General features: G+C 71.0%; 16 protein-coding genes, 2 tRNA genes and 1 pseudogene. 2 read left to right on the top strand and 17 right to left on the bottom strand.

Annotation, left to right across the window (positions count from 1 at the left end):
• Positions 1-16 precede the first annotated feature (16 nt).
• The 15 genes and pseudogenes from ACQ452_RS27670 to ACQ452_RS27740 form a co-directional block, all read right to left on the bottom strand.
• Complete coding sequence (locus ACQ452_RS27670; RefSeq protein ID WP_433388657.1) at positions 17-598, bottom strand: hypothetical protein; 582 nt, start codon at positions 596-598, stop codon at positions 17-19.
• A gap of 260 nt (positions 599-858) precedes the next feature.
• Positions 859-1251 carry a hypothetical protein gene (locus tag ACQ452_RS27675; RefSeq protein WP_433388658.1) on the bottom strand — a complete coding sequence of 131 codons (393 nt, stop codon included), beginning with the start codon at positions 1249-1251 and terminating at the stop codon, positions 859-861.
• On the bottom strand, positions 1238-1675 hold the full coding sequence (locus tag ACQ452_RS27680; RefSeq protein WP_433388660.1) for a hypothetical protein: 438 nt from the start codon (positions 1673-1675) through the stop codon (positions 1238-1240). Before ACQ452_RS27680 ends, ACQ452_RS27675 begins: the two co-directional genes overlap by 14 nt.
• Positions 1645-1902, bottom strand: coding sequence for a hypothetical protein (locus ACQ452_RS27685; RefSeq protein WP_433388662.1), 258 nt, complete (start codon positions 1900-1902; stop codon positions 1645-1647). The genes ACQ452_RS27680 and ACQ452_RS27685 overlap by 31 nt, the downstream gene beginning before the upstream one ends.
• Entirely contained in the window at positions 1902-2270 is a 369-nt protein-coding gene (locus tag ACQ452_RS27690) for a histone-like nucleoid-structuring protein Lsr2 (protein ID WP_433388664.1), read from the bottom strand. The genes ACQ452_RS27685 and ACQ452_RS27690 overlap by 1 nt, the downstream gene beginning before the upstream one ends.
• Positions 2271-2389: 119 nt before the next feature.
• On the bottom strand, positions 2390-2656 hold the full coding sequence (locus tag ACQ452_RS27695) for a hypothetical protein (protein WP_433388666.1): 267 nt from the start codon (positions 2654-2656) through the stop codon (positions 2390-2392).
• The gene (locus ACQ452_RS27700) at positions 2649-3758 is read right to left on the bottom strand and encodes a DUF4314 domain-containing protein (RefSeq protein WP_433388668.1); all 1110 of its coding nucleotides are present in this window, start codon (positions 3756-3758) and stop codon (positions 2649-2651) included. Before ACQ452_RS27700 ends, ACQ452_RS27695 begins: the two co-directional genes overlap by 8 nt.
• The gene (locus ACQ452_RS27705) at positions 3755-4549 is read right to left on the bottom strand and encodes a hypothetical protein (protein ID WP_433388669.1); all 795 of its coding nucleotides are present in this window, start codon (positions 4547-4549) and stop codon (positions 3755-3757) included. Before ACQ452_RS27705 ends, ACQ452_RS27700 begins: the two co-directional genes overlap by 4 nt.
• A 765-nt stretch (positions 4550-5314) precedes the next feature.
• The gene (locus ACQ452_RS27710) at positions 5315-5944 is read right to left on the bottom strand and encodes a hypothetical protein (RefSeq protein WP_433388671.1); all 630 of its coding nucleotides are present in this window, start codon (positions 5942-5944) and stop codon (positions 5315-5317) included.
• Positions 5944-7149, bottom strand: a complete 1206-nt coding sequence (locus ACQ452_RS27715) for a hypothetical protein (protein ID WP_433388672.1) — start codon at positions 7147-7149, stop codon at positions 5944-5946. Before ACQ452_RS27715 ends, ACQ452_RS27710 begins: the two co-directional genes overlap by 1 nt.
• A 98-nt stretch (positions 7150-7247) precedes the next feature.
• Positions 7248-7907 carry an ABC transporter ATP-binding protein gene (locus tag ACQ452_RS27720; RefSeq protein ID WP_433388674.1) on the bottom strand — a complete coding sequence of 220 codons (660 nt, stop codon included), beginning with the start codon at positions 7905-7907 and terminating at the stop codon, positions 7248-7250.
• A 124-nt stretch (positions 7908-8031) separates the two neighbouring features.
• On the bottom strand, positions 8032-8361 hold the full coding sequence (locus tag ACQ452_RS27725) for a hypothetical protein (RefSeq protein ID WP_433388676.1): 330 nt from the start codon (positions 8359-8361) through the stop codon (positions 8032-8034).
• A gap of 309 nt (positions 8362-8670) precedes the next feature.
• A pseudogene (locus ACQ452_RS27730) lies at positions 8671-8928 on the bottom strand (C40 family peptidase); the annotation flags it as partial.
• 395 nt (positions 8929-9323) lie between these two features.
• Positions 9324-9396, bottom strand: a tRNA-Arg gene (locus tag ACQ452_RS27735).
• A 36-nt stretch (positions 9397-9432) separates the two neighbouring features.
• A tRNA-Ser gene (locus ACQ452_RS27740) sits at positions 9433-9523 on the bottom strand.
• 903 nt (positions 9524-10426) lie between these two features.
• Between ACQ452_RS27740 and ACQ452_RS27745 the strand changes: the two genes are divergently transcribed.
• The gene (locus ACQ452_RS27745) at positions 10427-11260 is read left to right on the top strand and encodes a hypothetical protein (RefSeq protein WP_433388677.1); all 834 of its coding nucleotides are present in this window, start codon (positions 10427-10429) and stop codon (positions 11258-11260) included.
• Positions 11261-11363: 103 nt separating this feature from the next.
• Here the strand turns inward: ACQ452_RS27745 and ACQ452_RS27750 are convergent, their stop codons facing one another.
• Positions 11364-12134 carry a CPBP family intramembrane glutamic endopeptidase gene (locus ACQ452_RS27750; RefSeq protein ID WP_433388679.1) on the bottom strand — a complete coding sequence of 257 codons (771 nt, stop codon included), beginning with the start codon at positions 12132-12134 and terminating at the stop codon, positions 11364-11366.
• A gap of 150 nt (positions 12135-12284) precedes the next feature.
• Here ACQ452_RS27750 and ACQ452_RS27755 point away from each other — a divergent pair, with 150 nt between their 5' ends.
• Positions 12285-13403, top strand: a complete 1119-nt coding sequence (locus tag ACQ452_RS27755; RefSeq protein WP_433388681.1) for a globin domain-containing protein — start codon at positions 12285-12287, stop codon at positions 13401-13403.
• An 85-nt stretch (positions 13404-13488) separates the two neighbouring features.
• On the opposite strand, the gene ACQ452_RS27760 is transcribed toward ACQ452_RS27755, so the two are convergent.
• Entirely contained in the window at positions 13489-15006 is a 1518-nt protein-coding gene (locus ACQ452_RS27760) for a peptide deformylase (protein WP_433388683.1), read from the bottom strand.
• Positions 15007-15181: the final 175 nt, after the last annotated feature.

Consider the following 15181-nt stretch of genomic DNA (forward strand, 5'->3'; position numbering starts at 1 on the left):
TGGTAGGGCGCGGGTGTCACCGGTCGCGGGCGAGGTGCACCAGCCGGGTCAGTCCGGTCGCGATCCGGGAACCGCCGATCCGTGGTGGCGCAGCCGTCCACGTGTCGACGGTGGCGGTGTTGGCTCCGCGGACCCGCATGACTCGGTAGAGGCGTAGGTCGATGTCGGTGGCGGCGACAACGCGGGTCTCCAGTCGGGCGGACGCGGGTGCCTGGGCGAGGTCGCCGTGGTGGTAGCCGGACGTGACCCGGCTGGCCCACGCTTCGAAGACCATGGCGAAGCCGATGCAGCGTCGCCCGTGCTGGTGCAGCCACGAGCGCAGCGCGTCACGCATCGGGGCGCTGGCCAGGTTCGTGACCAGGCTGTGCAGGATCACCGCTGGTGGGAGGTTCGGGTCGCCGCCGGCGAGGTGGAGGTCGTGCCAGGCGCTCGGGTCGACCAGGTCGGCGTCGACGTCGACGCGGTGCGGGTGCGCGGACATCGGCCGGTCGAACAGGCCGATCAGCTCCGGTGACAGGTCCCAGCCGTGTCGCTCGTGCAGCGCTTCGACGTCGATGAGCGCACGGGTGAGGTTGTCCCGGGTGCGGGGATAGAGCATCGAGCCTCCTTGAGGGTGTCAGGGGTATGGCAGCCGTCGGTGGCGGCGCCGGGGCGTGGGTGGGCGTGATTCGGCACCGCCCGAGGGCACGCAGGCGGTTGCCTGCGCAGCTGCCGTCGGTGGCACCGGCGAACGGTCCGGCATTTGAGAAGAGAGACCCGGGTACGGCCACGCGGCCGTACCCGGGAACTCGTGGTGCTGCGGTTGTTCGCCACGAGGTGGGTTCGGCCTGGGCGGGCCCCCACAGGGGTGGGCGGTGGTCAGGCGTGTCCGACGACGCGGTCGCAGCGTCCGGGATCGACGGGCAGCCAGGACAGTCCCCAACCGATGCGGTAGCGCCCGGCGGTGGGTTCGACGAGGTGGACGCCGCCGCCGAGGGACAGCGGGCGGGCGATGGTGAGGACGCGTCCGTCGAAGTTGACCGTGCGCCAGTCCCCGCCCACGTACTCGGCCATCTCATCGAGGGTTCGGGCGAGGGCGGCGACCGCCTGCGCGTCGATGCTGAGTTCGAAGGTGCCGTTCCACCGGCCGATCACCGTGGCGGTGTAACCCTGGTAGTAGCGGTGGGAGCCGTGCACCGGCTCGTAGCGCAGCCAGGGCCCGGAGAACACGGCGGTGCTGCCGCGTTGCGGCAGGTAGTCAGGAGTGGGCATCGACGACCGCCACCGACCAGTCGGCCGGCTTGAACCGGGCGTGGCGTCGCCGTGGGCGGCCTGGATGCCGCCACGGTGTGGACCAGTCGACCGGGGTGGGCCTGCGCCGTGATGACGCCAGGGTGGGGTCGGGGTTGCGTCGTCCGGCCACCAGGTCGGCGAAGACCGCCTGCAGGCGTGGTGGGACAGAGCCGGTGTCGGTGCCGGTGAGGATGGCCTCGTCGACGCCGAGCCACACCACGCCGGCCAGGTCGACCCACGCCGATGGTGTGCGGCCCGGCGGGAACCGCCAGCCGGGGTGCAGCAGCCTGGGCAGCGCCACGATGTCGCCGGGGTACTGCGGCCAGTCGGTGTAGCTGAAGGGCAGCAGGGTGCCGGGCCGACGGCCGGCCGCTACGGCGTCAGCGCACGCGGGGCACTCCACATCCTGGACTCGGGTGGTGCCGCCGCACGCCTGCAGATGTGCCAGTTGCGAGGATCGGCGCCGGGCTCGTAGTCGGTGCTCCACGCTCCGGTCACCTGCCCGCCGAGCCGGTAGGCGTCGATGACGCCAGCGCGCAACAGGGGACGCATCGGCTTGATCAGGTGCGCGTCAACAGTCGCCACGCTCGCAGAGGCGCGGACGAGGACCGCGAAGAGACGGTGTCCCATCAGCGCGCCCCCCGACCGGTCCGCGGCGGGGCGTCCTGGTGCGCTGCGCGGGCCTCGTGCGGCATCGAGCCAGGGCGGCCGTGCCGGGGCAGCGCCAACCCCTGCTCGGGGGTGGCCCTGCCCTTGCGCGCGTCGGCGTCGGCCAGGCCGCCGGCGCGGGTGGCGGGGCCGCGCCGACGGGCGGTGGGGCGCGGCAGGCGGCGTCCCGCCGCGACGTACGGGGCGAGTGCCTCGCGCATCCGCTGCTGGTTGCTCGGGGACAGGTCGATCTCGTACTCCACGCCGTCCAGCGCGAAGCGGTAGGTCCGTACGTTGTCGGTGCTGTGGTCCAAGTCGTCGGTGACCACCACGATGGTTCTGCTTGCCATCAGCCTGCTCTCCATATCTTGGGCATGACGAAGCCCCGACGCGGGCAGACAGCGTCGGGGCTGGTGTGAACGGGTGCCGGAGCGGAACGAGGTAGGTGCCGTGCCGGGGCGGGCTGCCGCTAACCGGCGGTGTAGGCGGCCTCGCCGTCGGCGTCGGTGACGCGGATGATCGACAGCGGGGCCGTGGGGATGAGGTCCTTCCGGTGGACGTTGGGCCACTGGTAGCCGTCGCCGCCGAGGCGGGCGATGGTGTACGCGGGGTCGAGGAACCCGTCGACCACGACGTACAGGTACCGGCCCATCTCCGCGGCCAGCGCCGGCGCGACGGCAACGATCTCGCCCGGCTGCAACGACCGCTGGTTCTCCTCCGACAGCTGGTCAGTCATCGGTCACGTCCTTGCCCCGCAGGCCCTGCTCGGCACTGTCATCGACAGGTGCGTCGGGGATGGTGCCGGCGATGCGGTCACAGTCGTAGGGATCTACCGGGATCCAGGTCCACGACCGGCCCATCACGATGTACCGGCCGTCGGTGTCCGGGCTGATCCGCTCGATGGCGTCCGGGTCGTCCTGCACGCGGGTCTCGTCGGCGACGATGACATCGCCGTCGAAGAACATCCGCCCTACCGACTGGTCCGTTCTGCTGTCCAGGTCCGTCTCGGGGACGCCGGCGTCGGTCAGGGACTGGCGGAAGCGGTCGCGGACGGCCTGCTGGTCGGCGACGATCGCCTCGGCGACGTCGCGGGTGCAGGTGAACACCGCCCACCCGTTCCACCGGTCGACCAGGGTTCCGGCGAACCCGACCGGGATGCGCATGTGCCCGTCGGCGTTGGGCTGCCACGCCCAGTCGCCGGCGAACACCCCCGGCCCGCCCAGGCGCACCCGGTCGGGACGCAGATGGGTGAGGTCCCGGTCGTCGCCGTCGGGGTGCAGGAGCATGCGGCATTGGCGGGCCACCTCGGCGTTCGCCGCGTCGTCGTAGCCGTCGCACCACGCCCACCGCGCCTGGTCACACTGCCGTGCGGTCAGCTGGTCCCAGGTTGGCGCGTCGGGCGGGGCGTGCTCGGCGTACCGGTCGGCGTCCTCGGCGAGGTGGTACCGGTCGGCGGTCGGCAGCCCGTCGAGGACCTCCGGGTCGACGTCCTCGACGCCGTTCAAGACCTGTCGCGCGATGGCGGTGACGTCGCCACGTGCGCGGCCTCCCAGACTGTGCTGCGCCCACCAGCCGGCGGCGTCGCGCCCGGCAGTCGCCCCCGCGGCGCGCAACGCGTCCAGGACCCGCTGCCAACCGTCGGTGGTCACCGGGGCGGGCAGGACCTGGTCGCCCTCGGCGAGCAGCAGCGACAGGCGGGAGCCGTTGTCCCAGGCCACGTCGAGGACCTGGCTCTGCGGGTCGTAGCGGCGCACGGTGCCTTCGTCGCCGGGGCGCAGGAGGGTGTGCGGGTCGGTGGTGTGTTCGAGGGTGACGCGGTCACCGGGCTGGTAGGTCACCGGGTCGCTCCTTCGCTCGGGGTGGGCAGGAGCCACCACGACCAGTCAGGCATGGCGACGTCGAGCAGTAGCAGCCCGTCGGCGTCGCGGCGCAGCCGGTGCGGACCTCGACGGTCGGGCCACGCCAGGTCGAACTCGACCCTCACTCGGTGCAGCCACGGCTCACGCCGTGCGGCCTGCTCCTCGGTGGGGGTGGTGGCGGCGCAGATGGCCTGCGCGGTGGCATCGGTGAACCGCCAGACCGGCGCGTTGTGGGGGTGCCGGGCGAGGCAGATTTCGGCGTCCAAGCCGGTGCGCGCGTCTGGCAGCCACAGGTGCGCGGATTGCCAGTGGTGCCCGTGCAGGGTGTAGCCGCCGCAACCCAGCACCGGCTCGGCGGCGTCGGTGTCGAGCGGGGCGGTGCTGTGCCGCAGCCATCGTCCCCGGCGGGTCGCCTCGTAGACCTGCACCGAGTCGGTGGCGACGTCGACCAGGTACAACCACTCGAGCCGGTCGTCGACCGGCGCGTCGGTGCGCCCGCGGCGGACGCTGCCGAGCGCGTCGGTGTGGCTGGTGTCAGGCGCCGGCTGTGTCCCGCCGCTCGGGTCGGGGTGGGCAGCCGCAGGCTGCGGCCAGGTCCAGTCGTGGCGTAGCACCGCCTCGGCCAGAGCCTGGGTGTTCTCGTCGAGGCTGCGCTGCCAGACGAGGCGCAGCAGCGGCAGCACCGCCTGCGGGTGACTCTCCAGTGGCAGTAGCCGAGCGGCGTAGGCGCCCTCGGGGGCGGTGACGCCGATCAGGGTCAAGCGATTCACGAGGTTCCTCCGGAAACAGATGGGCCGCCCGGATAACCGGGCGGCCTGAGGTTGTGTGTGGACGGACGGCAGCGCCACGACTGGCGCTGCGCTGCCCCCAGCGGGCAGCGGAGGACCACGCGGACCCGGGCGGCGATGTCGTCTGGCGATCGCATCGTCATGACGTGCACTCCTTACTGGTGGGGGTGTCGTGGACCTGTTGCCGCGGACGCGGCGAACGTCGGGCATCCTGGTGACACCGACGACGGTGGGGTGCGGGTGTGAACAGCACACGCTGCTGACGTACGACTACGACCTAAAGATCGACGCCGATGAGGCGCCGGCGCTGCTCACCGCCGCTCAGTTGGAGGGCTGGCTGCGCCAGGCCAGCGCAGAGGGACACGTTGCCCAAGCGTGTGGCGCTGGCCAGGTATAGGTTCTTTGATCTTGTCGCCGGGCGGCGCTCTGACCAGGGGTGTTTGGCCTGCTTCGCAAACTGAATGTCGCTCCCTTTTTCGCAAGATCGTGTCGTTTTCTGGGCGTAGTGGTTTGGCCGACCGCCAGGCTGGTCGACTGAGCCGTACTTACATTGAGGCAGGTCGATGGCTCAGGGGGACCGAAACGGCGATTGGCGCTCAGCACGGCGCGGCTGGTCGCAGGCCCAGTTGCGGGTGTCAGGCGGCGTCGTCGTCAGCCGGGTGTGCACGCGCGCGGATGGCGGTGGCCGCAGCGTGCGTTGAGCAGGGGAGGAGGCGGCTGGGCTGAGCCGTCAGGCTGAGTTCGTGGTCACGGACGGTTGGGCAATGGAACGGCTCGTAGGCGCCAACTGAGGACGAGGGTCAGGAGCGCTGCCGCAGTCGTGATCCAGTAGTTGGTGTGCCAGGATCGGCCCGTGGAGAAATTCGCGGTGAGTAGCGATTCCGGTTGGGCTTGCTGAGCAACCACGAGTAGTGCGAACAGGGATGGCGTGGCGACGGTGGCGACCAGCGGGCCGAGTACGAGGCAGAGAATCGCGCCGATGCTTGTGAAGACAACCACGTTGCCGATGAGCCCGTGCAGGGGTGGGAACTGCGTGTCGGGGTGACGGGTGGTGATCACCCAGTACCAGACCGGCAGGACGGCCAGCGGGGCTGCGAGCATGATCGTGGAGTAGGTCAGGTGTCCGAGCCGCGCGGACCGGTGCGCGATGAGTTCTCGCCCGTCGAATCGTGGAGTGGTGATCGCCGGGAGGACGCTGGCTAGCGCGACGGCAACGAGCTCCGGGGTGCCGACGCCGCGGGGCGGCAGGTCGAACACCGCGCTAACCGACAGACTCAGCTCGGGAAACGCAGCAGCGATGACCAGTGCGACGACGATGACGGTCGAGGCGAGTGGCCCGCCGCGGGTGTGCCAGAGTCCAGCGACACGGCCACGCATCACGGAAGGCTGGCGGGTGAGAGCAGGCACGATCGGACTAGCTGTTGGTTGGTCTGAACGAACTCGATGAGTTGTTCGGCGTTCATGGTTGTCAGCTTCTGCGCTGCTGGCGGTGGCTGGGCTGGTGCCACGGTGCTCGCCAGTTGGTCGAAGCCGGCCAGCTGAAGAACTCGTCCTTGCAGCACAGCCGCGATGTCACGGCCCTCGACAGTCCGGCCCGGCTGCGAGCAGGTGCGGAGTGTCATGGCTTCGCTGACGAGGAAGGCGACCTGGTCGGGGATGGCGGCGGCGACAAAACGGCGATCGAGAGGACCCGGATCGAGACTGACGAACGCCTCCCCAGGACGCGGCGTGTCGTGATCAGAAACCGCGAAGTCCGTCACACGGCGCAGCACCGGCGCGAGGCCGGCATCACGTAGGCGCCCCACGACGTTGACGGTGCGAGCCATCGCCGGAGCGTTAGCCGCGTGTAGGCACACCTCCGTGTCCTCCACCTGCTGGCACATCTGCGCCACAGGGCGGTCCACCACATACAGTTCCGGGCGCCAGGCGAACGCGATCGCCGTCAGAGCTGCCACTGCGGCGACCCACGTCAGTAAAGGGCGGCCGTTGCTGCGGACTGACCCGTGTGACCTGGCCCAGCACGCCAGCGAGGCGGCGAGCAGACAGATCGCGGTGGAGGCCACAACGGCGAAGATGGTGGTCGGCAGACTCAACTCGAACCTGGGAGTGGTGACGAACTGCCGCACGGGCAGGATCAGCCCGATCGGTGCGAACAGCGACGCATTAGGCAAGCCCATGATCGCGAAAGCGAGCAGCCCGACCGCAGGTGCGATCACCCAGTGCCGGATGGCCGCGCCGAGGCCGAACCCGATCAGAGTCAACGTGACCAGACCAGCCAGGCCGACCACCACGTCCTGCAGCGCCAAGGCTCCGGCGGTAGCCTGGCGCACCGCAGCGATCTCAATCGGAACCAGCCCGACCGCGTGCCCCAGGCAGAGCCAGAACGCCAGGGAAAGCCCGTGAGTGAGAAACAGGCCTTCGCCCACTTTCGGGCGCAGCGGCAAGGCCACTGGCGAGGAACTCGGGAAGTAGGCCGCGCCCAGTGCCGCTGCTGCGGCAGCCGCCACCGATCCAGGGATCCACAGCTGCTCATGCCAGGCGGCGGAGACGGCCGCCCAAGTGACGTAGTCGGCAGCGAGCATGCTCCTGGTCGCTAGGAACGAACCGGCTGCCATCAACGCAGCCGCGGCCGGGAACACCCAGAGCGGGCCGGGCCAGCCGAGCAGTAGGCGCAACCGGCTCATTCGGCGCCACCGAACGACATGATCAGGTCGTCGTAGGCGCATTCGAACGGCGACCCGGGCCGGCTATCGACCCTGGGCCGGGTTGTGGCCAGTCCCGTGAGCGGGCCCTGGTACCGGATCTTGCCCTCGGCCAGGACAGCGACGGTATCCGCGAGATGCTCCACGTCCTCGGTCAGGTGGGTGGACAGCAGCACCGGCCGCTCGGCTCCCAGTTGCCGGATCACCTCTCGCACCTTGAGTCGCTGTCCGGGGTCGAGACCGACTGTGGGCTCGTCCAGAATGACGATCCGCGGATCGTGCACGATGCCGGTGGCAAGGGCGACTCGTTGGCGCTGCCCCCCGCTGAGGGTGCGAATCCGCCGTGATCCAAGGTCCCACGCCTGCATCTTGTTCAACGCCACCCTGACCGCCTCGTCCGTCCGCGCAGCGTCCACGCCGCTGAGCCAGGCCGCGTAGGCGACGAGGTCACGCACCTTCGCCAAGCCGGGAAGCGACGGATTCTGCGGCACGTACCCGATCAACGCCTGTGCCGCCTTGCCGTCGCTGACATCCCGACCGTCGATGACCACCCGCCCCTCATCGGGACGCGCCAATCCGACGACGCACTTGATCAGCGTGGTCTTTCCCGCCCCATTCGGACCCAGCAGGGCGGTCACTCCTCGACCGACGGTGCAGGAGGCACCGGTAAGCACCCGGCGCCTCCTGTATGAGAACGAGAGGTCCTGAACCTCAACTGTGCCCGTCACTCAATGAACCTCTGTCCTCGCCCGACCGATCTGATCAGCAGCGCTGGGCCCGCGACGACTCGGCCGACGCCCCGGTGCTCGACACGAACTTGGAGTAGTAGTTGCCCGTGCCGTTGCCGCAGGACCCGTCCACCAAGGCCGTTCCGGCGTCAAAGGACTTCTTGCCCACCTCGTCGTCGGGCCAGTTGTTGCGATCCTCATAGATGTATCCGGTGCCGGGGATCGTGTTGCCGCAGCCCTCGCGGCCGACCCATGCGTTGTTGTCGGAGTCCGGCACATCGGCGCGGAGGGTGCAGGCCTGCACAGTGTTGGAGCCGGCGACGGCGACCCCGGCCCCCACGCCGACCAGGATGAAGGCGAACACGCCAGTAGCCAGAGCCCGTGAGATCTTTCGCATAACGACCCTTTCCGTAGTCACTGCACGCCGTGGTTCGGGCGAATCAGCGAAACCTTTGGGTTGTGATCCACTCGCCGGCTGGGTCACTTATTGCAGTCGATACCTTACCTGCGGTGCCTGTCAAGGCTCCACGCCGAAGGATCTCATCGACATCCATAGTCATGTTAAACCTGATCAACGGCTTTCGTGCTCTGGTCAATGGCGTCATGCGGTCGCGGCGCGGGTCGTCACGGCGCCAACCGCGTAGCGGTTTGGCGTACTGCTGGTCGGCTGGGCGACGATGCGGCGGACGACTGCCAGCCGACCGGCCCATGCGGACAGTTTGCTGATCTTGACGACGTCGCCGCTGTGAGGGGCCTGCACGATCAGTCCTTGGCCGAGGTACATGCCGACGTGGCCGGGGCGGGCGGTGCTTCCGCGGCTGCCGGGGATGAACAGCAGGTCCCCCGGCCGCAGGTCGCGGTAGTCGGTGACCGCGGTACCGGCGTGGACCTGGTCTCTGGTGGTGCGGGGAAGGGCTATGCCGGCGGCCCGAATCAGTAGTCGCGGGTGGTGAGGGTTTGGGGCCGGATACGGCGCAGGGCCGGCGCTCCACCCCTGGACGCCGGCCCTGCTGCGCGTCGTCGACGGAATGCGGCAGAGCACCACGCCGTCGACAGCGCGACCCCTCGCCGTGAACATCGATCGAACTCGTCAATAGTGACGGACCTCCGCCCGCCTTCTTTCATCGAAATAGATCGATGAAATTGGCACCCAAGGGATGCCAACTGCCGCCGGACGGAATCGGACGCCCCCGGAACCCGCCGGCCGGGGCGGGACGTAGGGGATGCTCGTCGGACGAGCAGCCACCGAGCAGCCACACGTCCACAAGGGACAGACAACGAAAGAGCCTGACCCGCGTTTCCGCAGGTCAGGCTCTTTTGATCTTGTGCGCCCGAAGGGACTCGAACCCCTAACCTTCTGATCCGTAGTCAGATGCTCTATCCGTTGAGCTACGGGCGCCCGGTGCTCAGCCAGTCTACACACCCGGCTTTCGCGCGGAGACTCCGGGATTCGAACCCGGGAGGGGCTTTAAGACCCCAACCGCATTAGCAGTGCGGCGCCATAGACCAGACTAGGCGAAGTCTCCCTGGTGGCCCTGCAGACCACCGCGCCCGAGAATACAGGGCCTGCCCCACCGGGAGCAAAGCGGCTTCCCCGTTCCGCCCGCCGGCTGCCGGGCCGAGCCGCCTCCGACCAGGCCAAGATTCGCCCCGCTCTTGCGTTCCTAAGCTGTGTCCGGGCGTGATCGGGACTACGCTACATCGATATGCAGGAGCAGCCGCCGCCCGAGCCGACCCGCCGAGAGCCTGCTCAGGGAGCGCGTCGACGCTCCCCCGAGGCGACCTTCAGCCCGCCCCCCGCGCCTCCGGAGCCGGCCCGGCCGGAGGATTCCGAGAAGCGCCCGCGGCGGGCGAAGCCGGCACCCACCGTGCTCTTCCAGCCTCCGTCGGCCGATGCGCCGCTGCCCCGCCAGGCCGGCCGCTCGGCGGGCGCCGCGCCGCTGAAGCGCCCCGCTCCGGCCGGGAGAACCCGCGAGGGTGATGTGCCACACAGCGGCGGCGGGCTACCGCCCGCGACTGCCGGCCAGCCGCTGCCCGCCGCCGGCTTCGCCGACCCGCCCGGCTCCGAATCCAACGCCTCCGACAGGAACGCCGTCCCCGGCCTGAACCCGCCACCCGCAAAGCAGGCACCCCCTGCGGAAAAGACGCCGCCCGTGGCGAAGACGCCGCCTGCGAAGAAGACACCGCCCGCGAAGAAGACATCAGCCGCGACGGAGGCACCGGACGCGAAGAAGGCACCGGACGCGAAGACGCCGCCCGCCGCGAAGAAGGCACCGGCAGTAAGGAGGACAGCCGGGACGGAGGCACCGGACGCCAGGCGGTCGCCGGCCGTGCGGAAGGCCGCCGCAAAGAAGGCGGGCCCGGCGGCGAGGAGCGCGTCGGCCCGAGCCGCCGCGTCCGGCGGGCAGACCGCATCCGCAGGAGCGACGGTGTACTCCGGCAGTGCGACGCCCGCGAAGGAGGACGCCCCGGCGACTCCCGCGTCGCCCCCGGACCCGGCCCAGACTCCCGCCCCGTCCCCGGGCCCGGCCCAGACTCCGGCGCCGTCCCTGCCCCGAGACCACGGCATGGTCACCGACACCGACGTGGCGGGCGCCGCGCTGGCGCGTACCCCGGAAACGGTTCTGCGGGTGGCCGCCGCGCGGATGCTCGAGCATCCCGCTTTCGCGCCGGAGCTGCTGGCGCTGGCTGCCGTCGAGGCGGCCGGGCCGCGCGCCCGTGACTGGGCGCGGCGGCTTCGCGACGCGTACCCGGATGCGGGTGCCGACGGGTTGGCGCGGCTGGCGAGCCGACGGTTCGTCCGGCAGGCCGGGGTGGGTGGGGCCACCGCCGCGCTGGCCGGGCTCTTCGCGCCGGCGGCCGAGCTGGCGGTGGGGTTGTGGGCGCAGGCCAACCTGGTGCTGCACCTGGCGGCGGCGTACGGCCGGGATCCGACCCATCCGGATCGGGCGGTGGAGCTGCTGGTGCTTACGCGTGTGCATCCGGACGCCGAGAACGCGCGGGCCGCGTTGGCGGCGGCCCGGTCGGTGGCGGAACCCGAGGCGGCGGGCTGGCCCCGGGCGGCGGAAGCCGCGTGGCGGCTGGCCGCGCCGCTGGCCGCGCAGGCAGGTGGCTGGGTGGCGCTGCGGTTGGCGTCCCGGCTGCTGCCGGGCGCGGCGTCGCTCGCGGCGGCAGCCGGCGGTACGGCGGCGGCGGAGCGGCTCGCCGCCCGCGCGGTCGCCGCCTACCGGCGGCCGGCTGCCGCCGGACCCGACCCCGCCTGAGCACCGCCAGGCTCTGCCGACGGCCCACAACTTCAGATCTTGGTGCCGTGACGCCCCGGCCAGGACCACTGGCCAGGCCCACCGGCCGGGGGTGGCGGACGGGTCAGAGCCAGTCGAACCATTCCCTCGGCAGCACGGCGTAGCCGACGAAGGCGACGACGTCGAGCAGCGTGTGCGCGACGATCAGCGGCATGACCCGGCGGGTGCGCAGGTAGAAGAGGCTGAACACGACGCCCATCACCACGTTGCCGAGGAAGGCGCCGAAGCCCTGGTAGAGGTGGTACGAGCCGCGCAGGAGGGCGCTCGTCGCGACGATCGCGCCGATCCGCCAGTGCAGTTGGCGCAGCCGGGTGACCAGGTAGCCGACCACGATCACCTCCTCCAGCACCGAGTTCTGCACGGCGGCGAGGATCAGCACCGGCACCGTCCACCAGAGTTCGGGTAGCGCGGCCGGCACCAGGGTGGCGTTGACGCCGAGCTGGGCCGCCACCCAGAACAGCGCCAGGCCGGGCAGGCCGATCAGCGCGGCCAGGCCGGCGCCGCGGGCCACGTCCTGGCCGGGTCGCCGGGCGTCCAGGCCGAGGGTCCGCGCCGGGTCGCCCGGGTCGCGCGCCAGCAGGTGTACGGCGAGCAGCACCGGCAGCAGCGCGAAGACGATCCCGAGGAGCTGGTACGTGAGGTCCAGCCACGGCCGGGGTGACGCCGAGGTGTTGAGCGCGGCGGTCTGCTTCGACAGCGGCCCGTCGGCGGTCAGCTTCGCGACGATCGACACCGTGGCGTAGACGGCGGACTGGCCGAGGGAGAGGCCGAGCACGAGCAGCGTCTCGGTACCGAGCATCCGGCGGGTCGCCGGGCGTTGCAGCTCAACGGTCACCGCACCACTCTGCCGGATGCCGCCGGCTGCGGGCCGACAGGTCGGCTGAGCGAGCCTCACGAGCGGATCGCACATTCTGTGCGACCAGCCGACACTCTCCGTGGACATTCTATGGACGCCCGATCCGCCGTCAGGAGGAGGAGCGCCCCCGTGGACGACTTCGCAAGGCTGCTGAAGGAGAGCTGGACCCTGGTCGAGGAGCACCGGGAGCGGCTGAGCGGCCACTTCTACGCCCGGCTCTTCCGCCTCGATCCCGACCTGCGCAATCTCTTCCCGGCGGAGATGACCGGGCAGGGCGACCGGATCCTCGAGGCGATCGTCACCGCCGTCCAGGTGGTGGGCGACCCGGAGAGCTTCGACGAGTACCTGCGTTCGCTGGGTCGCGACCACCGGAAGTACCGCGTCGAGGCGGCGCACTACGAGACCATGGGCGTCGCGCTGCTGGACGCTCTGCGCAGCATCGCCGGCGGCGCCTGGAGCCTGGAGTACGACCAGGCGTGGCGGGACGCGTACGCGGCGATCTCGGAGCGGATGCTGGCCGGCGCGGCGGCCGACGACAACCCGCCGTTCTGGCACGCGGAGGTGCTGACCCACCAGCGGTACGGCGCGGACACGGCGGTGCTGACCTGCCGGGCGTTGCAGCATCCGCTGTCGTGGCAGGCCGGCCAGTACGTCAGCGTGGAGTTGCCCCGTCATCTTCCCCGGGTGTGGCGCACCTACTCGGTGGCGAACGCCCCGAACGACGACAACGTGCTGGAGTTCCACGTCCGTACGCCCCAGGGCGCGGGCTGGCTCTCCGGGGCGCTGATCCGCCGGGTGAAGCCCGGGGACCTGATCCGGGTGGCGGCGCCGATGGGGTCGATGACGTTGGACCGCTCCTCGCAGCGGGACATCCTCTGCGTGGCGGGTGGCGTCGGGCTGGCGCCGATCAAGGCGCTCGCGGAGGAGTTGGCGAGCTACAACCGGACGCGCTGGATGCACGTCTTCTACGGCGCCCGCGCGGCGGCGGACCTGTACGGTCTGGCCGCGTTGCGGGAGTTGATGGCCGCGCACCCGTGGTTGTCGGTCACCGCCGCGTGCAGCGAGGATCCCGACTTCGACGGTGAGTTGGGGGATGTCCCCGACGTGGTCAGCCGGTACGGCCCGTGGACGACGCACGACTGTTACGTCTCCGGGTCCGCCCGCATGGTCCGGGCCACCCTGCGGGTCCTCGCCGAGGACGGCGTCCCGCCGGAGCACACCCGCTACGACACCTTCGGCAACCTCTAGAGGCTTTCCTCCCCCCGGACCGGGGTGCGTGCCCCCGCCCCCTGGGGCACGCACCCCGGTCCCCCCGCGTGCGCGCCACCACGGGTCAGTAGCGCCAGGGCTGGCCGGTCTCGCGGTATTCCTCGACGGGGACCAGCGGCACCCCCGGCGACATCCGGTCGACGTAGAGCCGGCCCTCCAGGTGGTCGATCTCGTGGGCGACGAGCCGGGCCATGCCGAACTCGAACGAGGTGATGATCCGGCTGCCGTCGTACTGGGCGTGCTCGACGTCGAGCCGGAGCGGCCGGGGCACCAGGCCCCGGTGGTCGAAGAAGGAGAGGCAGCCCTCGTACTGTTCGTCGCTGTCGGGGGAGGCGTCGACCACCCGGGGGTTGAGCAGCACGACGGGGTCGGCCGACCGGTCGGGGGGCCGGACCACCGCCACCGCCCGGCCGAGGCCGAGCTGCGGGGCGGCGATGCCGACGCCCTTGCGGAACGGGTGCAGTTCGTCGAGGCGGACCAGGGTCGCCGCGAGGCGGTCGGCAACGTCGCGGGCCTCCTGCTCCTCGCGGGGCAGGTCGAACGGGCGTGCGGGCTGGCGCAGCAGGTCGGCGCCGCGCTGCACGATGCCGATGCCGCGCATCCGGTCGCTGGGCCGGACCTGACCGGTCTCCTCGGGTTCGGCGTCGGGCTGGCTGCGGTACCGCCACTGCAACCGGTAGCGCGCGTTGAGCGGCGGGGCGTCGGTCGCCCAGTCGAAGAGCGTCCGGTCGGCCTCCTCGTGTCTGGTCACGGGGGTGCGTAGCGGGCCCTCCTCCGCCGAGAGCGAGGTCTCCGCGCCCCAGACCTGCGGGTCGAACGCCACCGGGAGGTCCAGGCGTACGGCCATCTGCCGGGTGGGCAGCCGGACGGCCCGCTGGAACCAGGGGCCCCACTTGTCGTGTCCGACGCAGTACGCGTACTCGATGGTGGCCCGGTCCCCGGGGTAGAGGGGGAAGCGCCGCTCGGCGTTCTCGAAGAGCAGCCACAGTTCCTTGAAGGCGTCCCGGTCGTGTTTGGCCCGCCAGTGCATGGCCTCCCGTTCGTCGCCGTCCTCCCGGTAGGCGCGCAGCCGCAGCTCGGCGAAGGTCAGCGGGTGGTCGCGGTGGTGCAGGTTGGACCGCCCGGGGTCGTTGGGGTAGCGGTCGACGGCGATGCGCACCAGGTAGCGGGTGACGGGTTCGGTGCCGGCGTTGTACAGCTCGCGCCGGATGACGCAGTGGTAGGCGTCGTCGAGGTGGGTGAGGGTGGCGAGTTCCCGCTCGACGATCAGGCCGGTGCCGGGCGGCAGCCACTGCCCGGGTACGGGCGGGTTCTGCTGGACCCGCTCGGCCCGGGTGTGGCGCAGCTCGTCGTATTCCCGGAAGCGCTGCCAGATCGCGCCGCTGGCTTCCAGCACGGCCTCGGCGCGGCGTGCGAAGTCCTCGGTGGGGCGGTGCCGTCGCCCCTCCACGTGGCTGACGTACGACGGGTCGAACCCCATCAGGATGGCGAGCTGTTTCTTGGACAGCCCCCGTCCGGTGCGGTGCCGGGCGACCTCGACGGCGAAGGAGTCGGCGGCTCGTTCGAGCGGTGAGGTCGTCATCAGCTTCCTCGTGGCCGGGAGTATCAAGTTTCACGTTACGTACGGACGCGCACACGGAAATGGCATCTAGCCGACACCCGTCTTGACAGTGGGCGGCCGTTGCCGACAATGCTGCGGCGTTTCCGCCCCCGGACCGGGGGTAGCACACCGCACGCGGGCGGTGATCGACGCCTCC

Source organism: Micromonospora sp. KLBMP9576, assembly GCF_050941805.1.
Lineage (GTDB): Bacteria > Actinomycetota > Actinomycetes > Mycobacteriales > Micromonosporaceae > Micromonospora.

Coding starts and splice junctions, on each gene's coding strand:
- ACQ452_RS27760 (WP_433388683.1), bottom strand. CDS start 15,006: ATGACGACCTCACCGCTCGAACGAGCCGCCGACTCCTTCGCCGTCGAG.
- ACQ452_RS27710 (WP_433388671.1), bottom strand. CDS start 5,944: ATGCGTGGCCGTGTCGCTGGACTCTGGCACACCCGCGGCGGGCCACTC.
- ACQ452_RS27715 (WP_433388672.1), bottom strand. CDS start 7,149: ATGCTCGCTGCCGACTACGTCACTTGGGCGGCCGTCTCCGCCGCCTGG.
- ACQ452_RS27685 (WP_433388662.1), bottom strand. CDS start 1,902: ATGGGACACCGTCTCTTCGCGGTCCTCGTCCGCGCCTCTGCGAGCGTG.
- ACQ452_RS27695 (WP_433388666.1), bottom strand. CDS start 2,656: ATGACTGACCAGCTGTCGGAGGAGAACCAGCGGTCGTTGCAGCCGGGC.
- ACQ452_RS27690 (WP_433388664.1), bottom strand. CDS start 2,270: ATGGCAAGCAGAACCATCGTGGTGGTCACCGACGACTTGGACCACAGC.
- ACQ452_RS27670 (WP_433388657.1), bottom strand. CDS start 598: ATGCTCTATCCCCGCACCCGGGACAACCTCACCCGTGCGCTCATCGAC.
- ACQ452_RS27675 (WP_433388658.1), bottom strand. CDS start 1,251: ATGCCCACTCCTGACTACCTGCCGCAACGCGGCAGCACCGCCGTGTTC.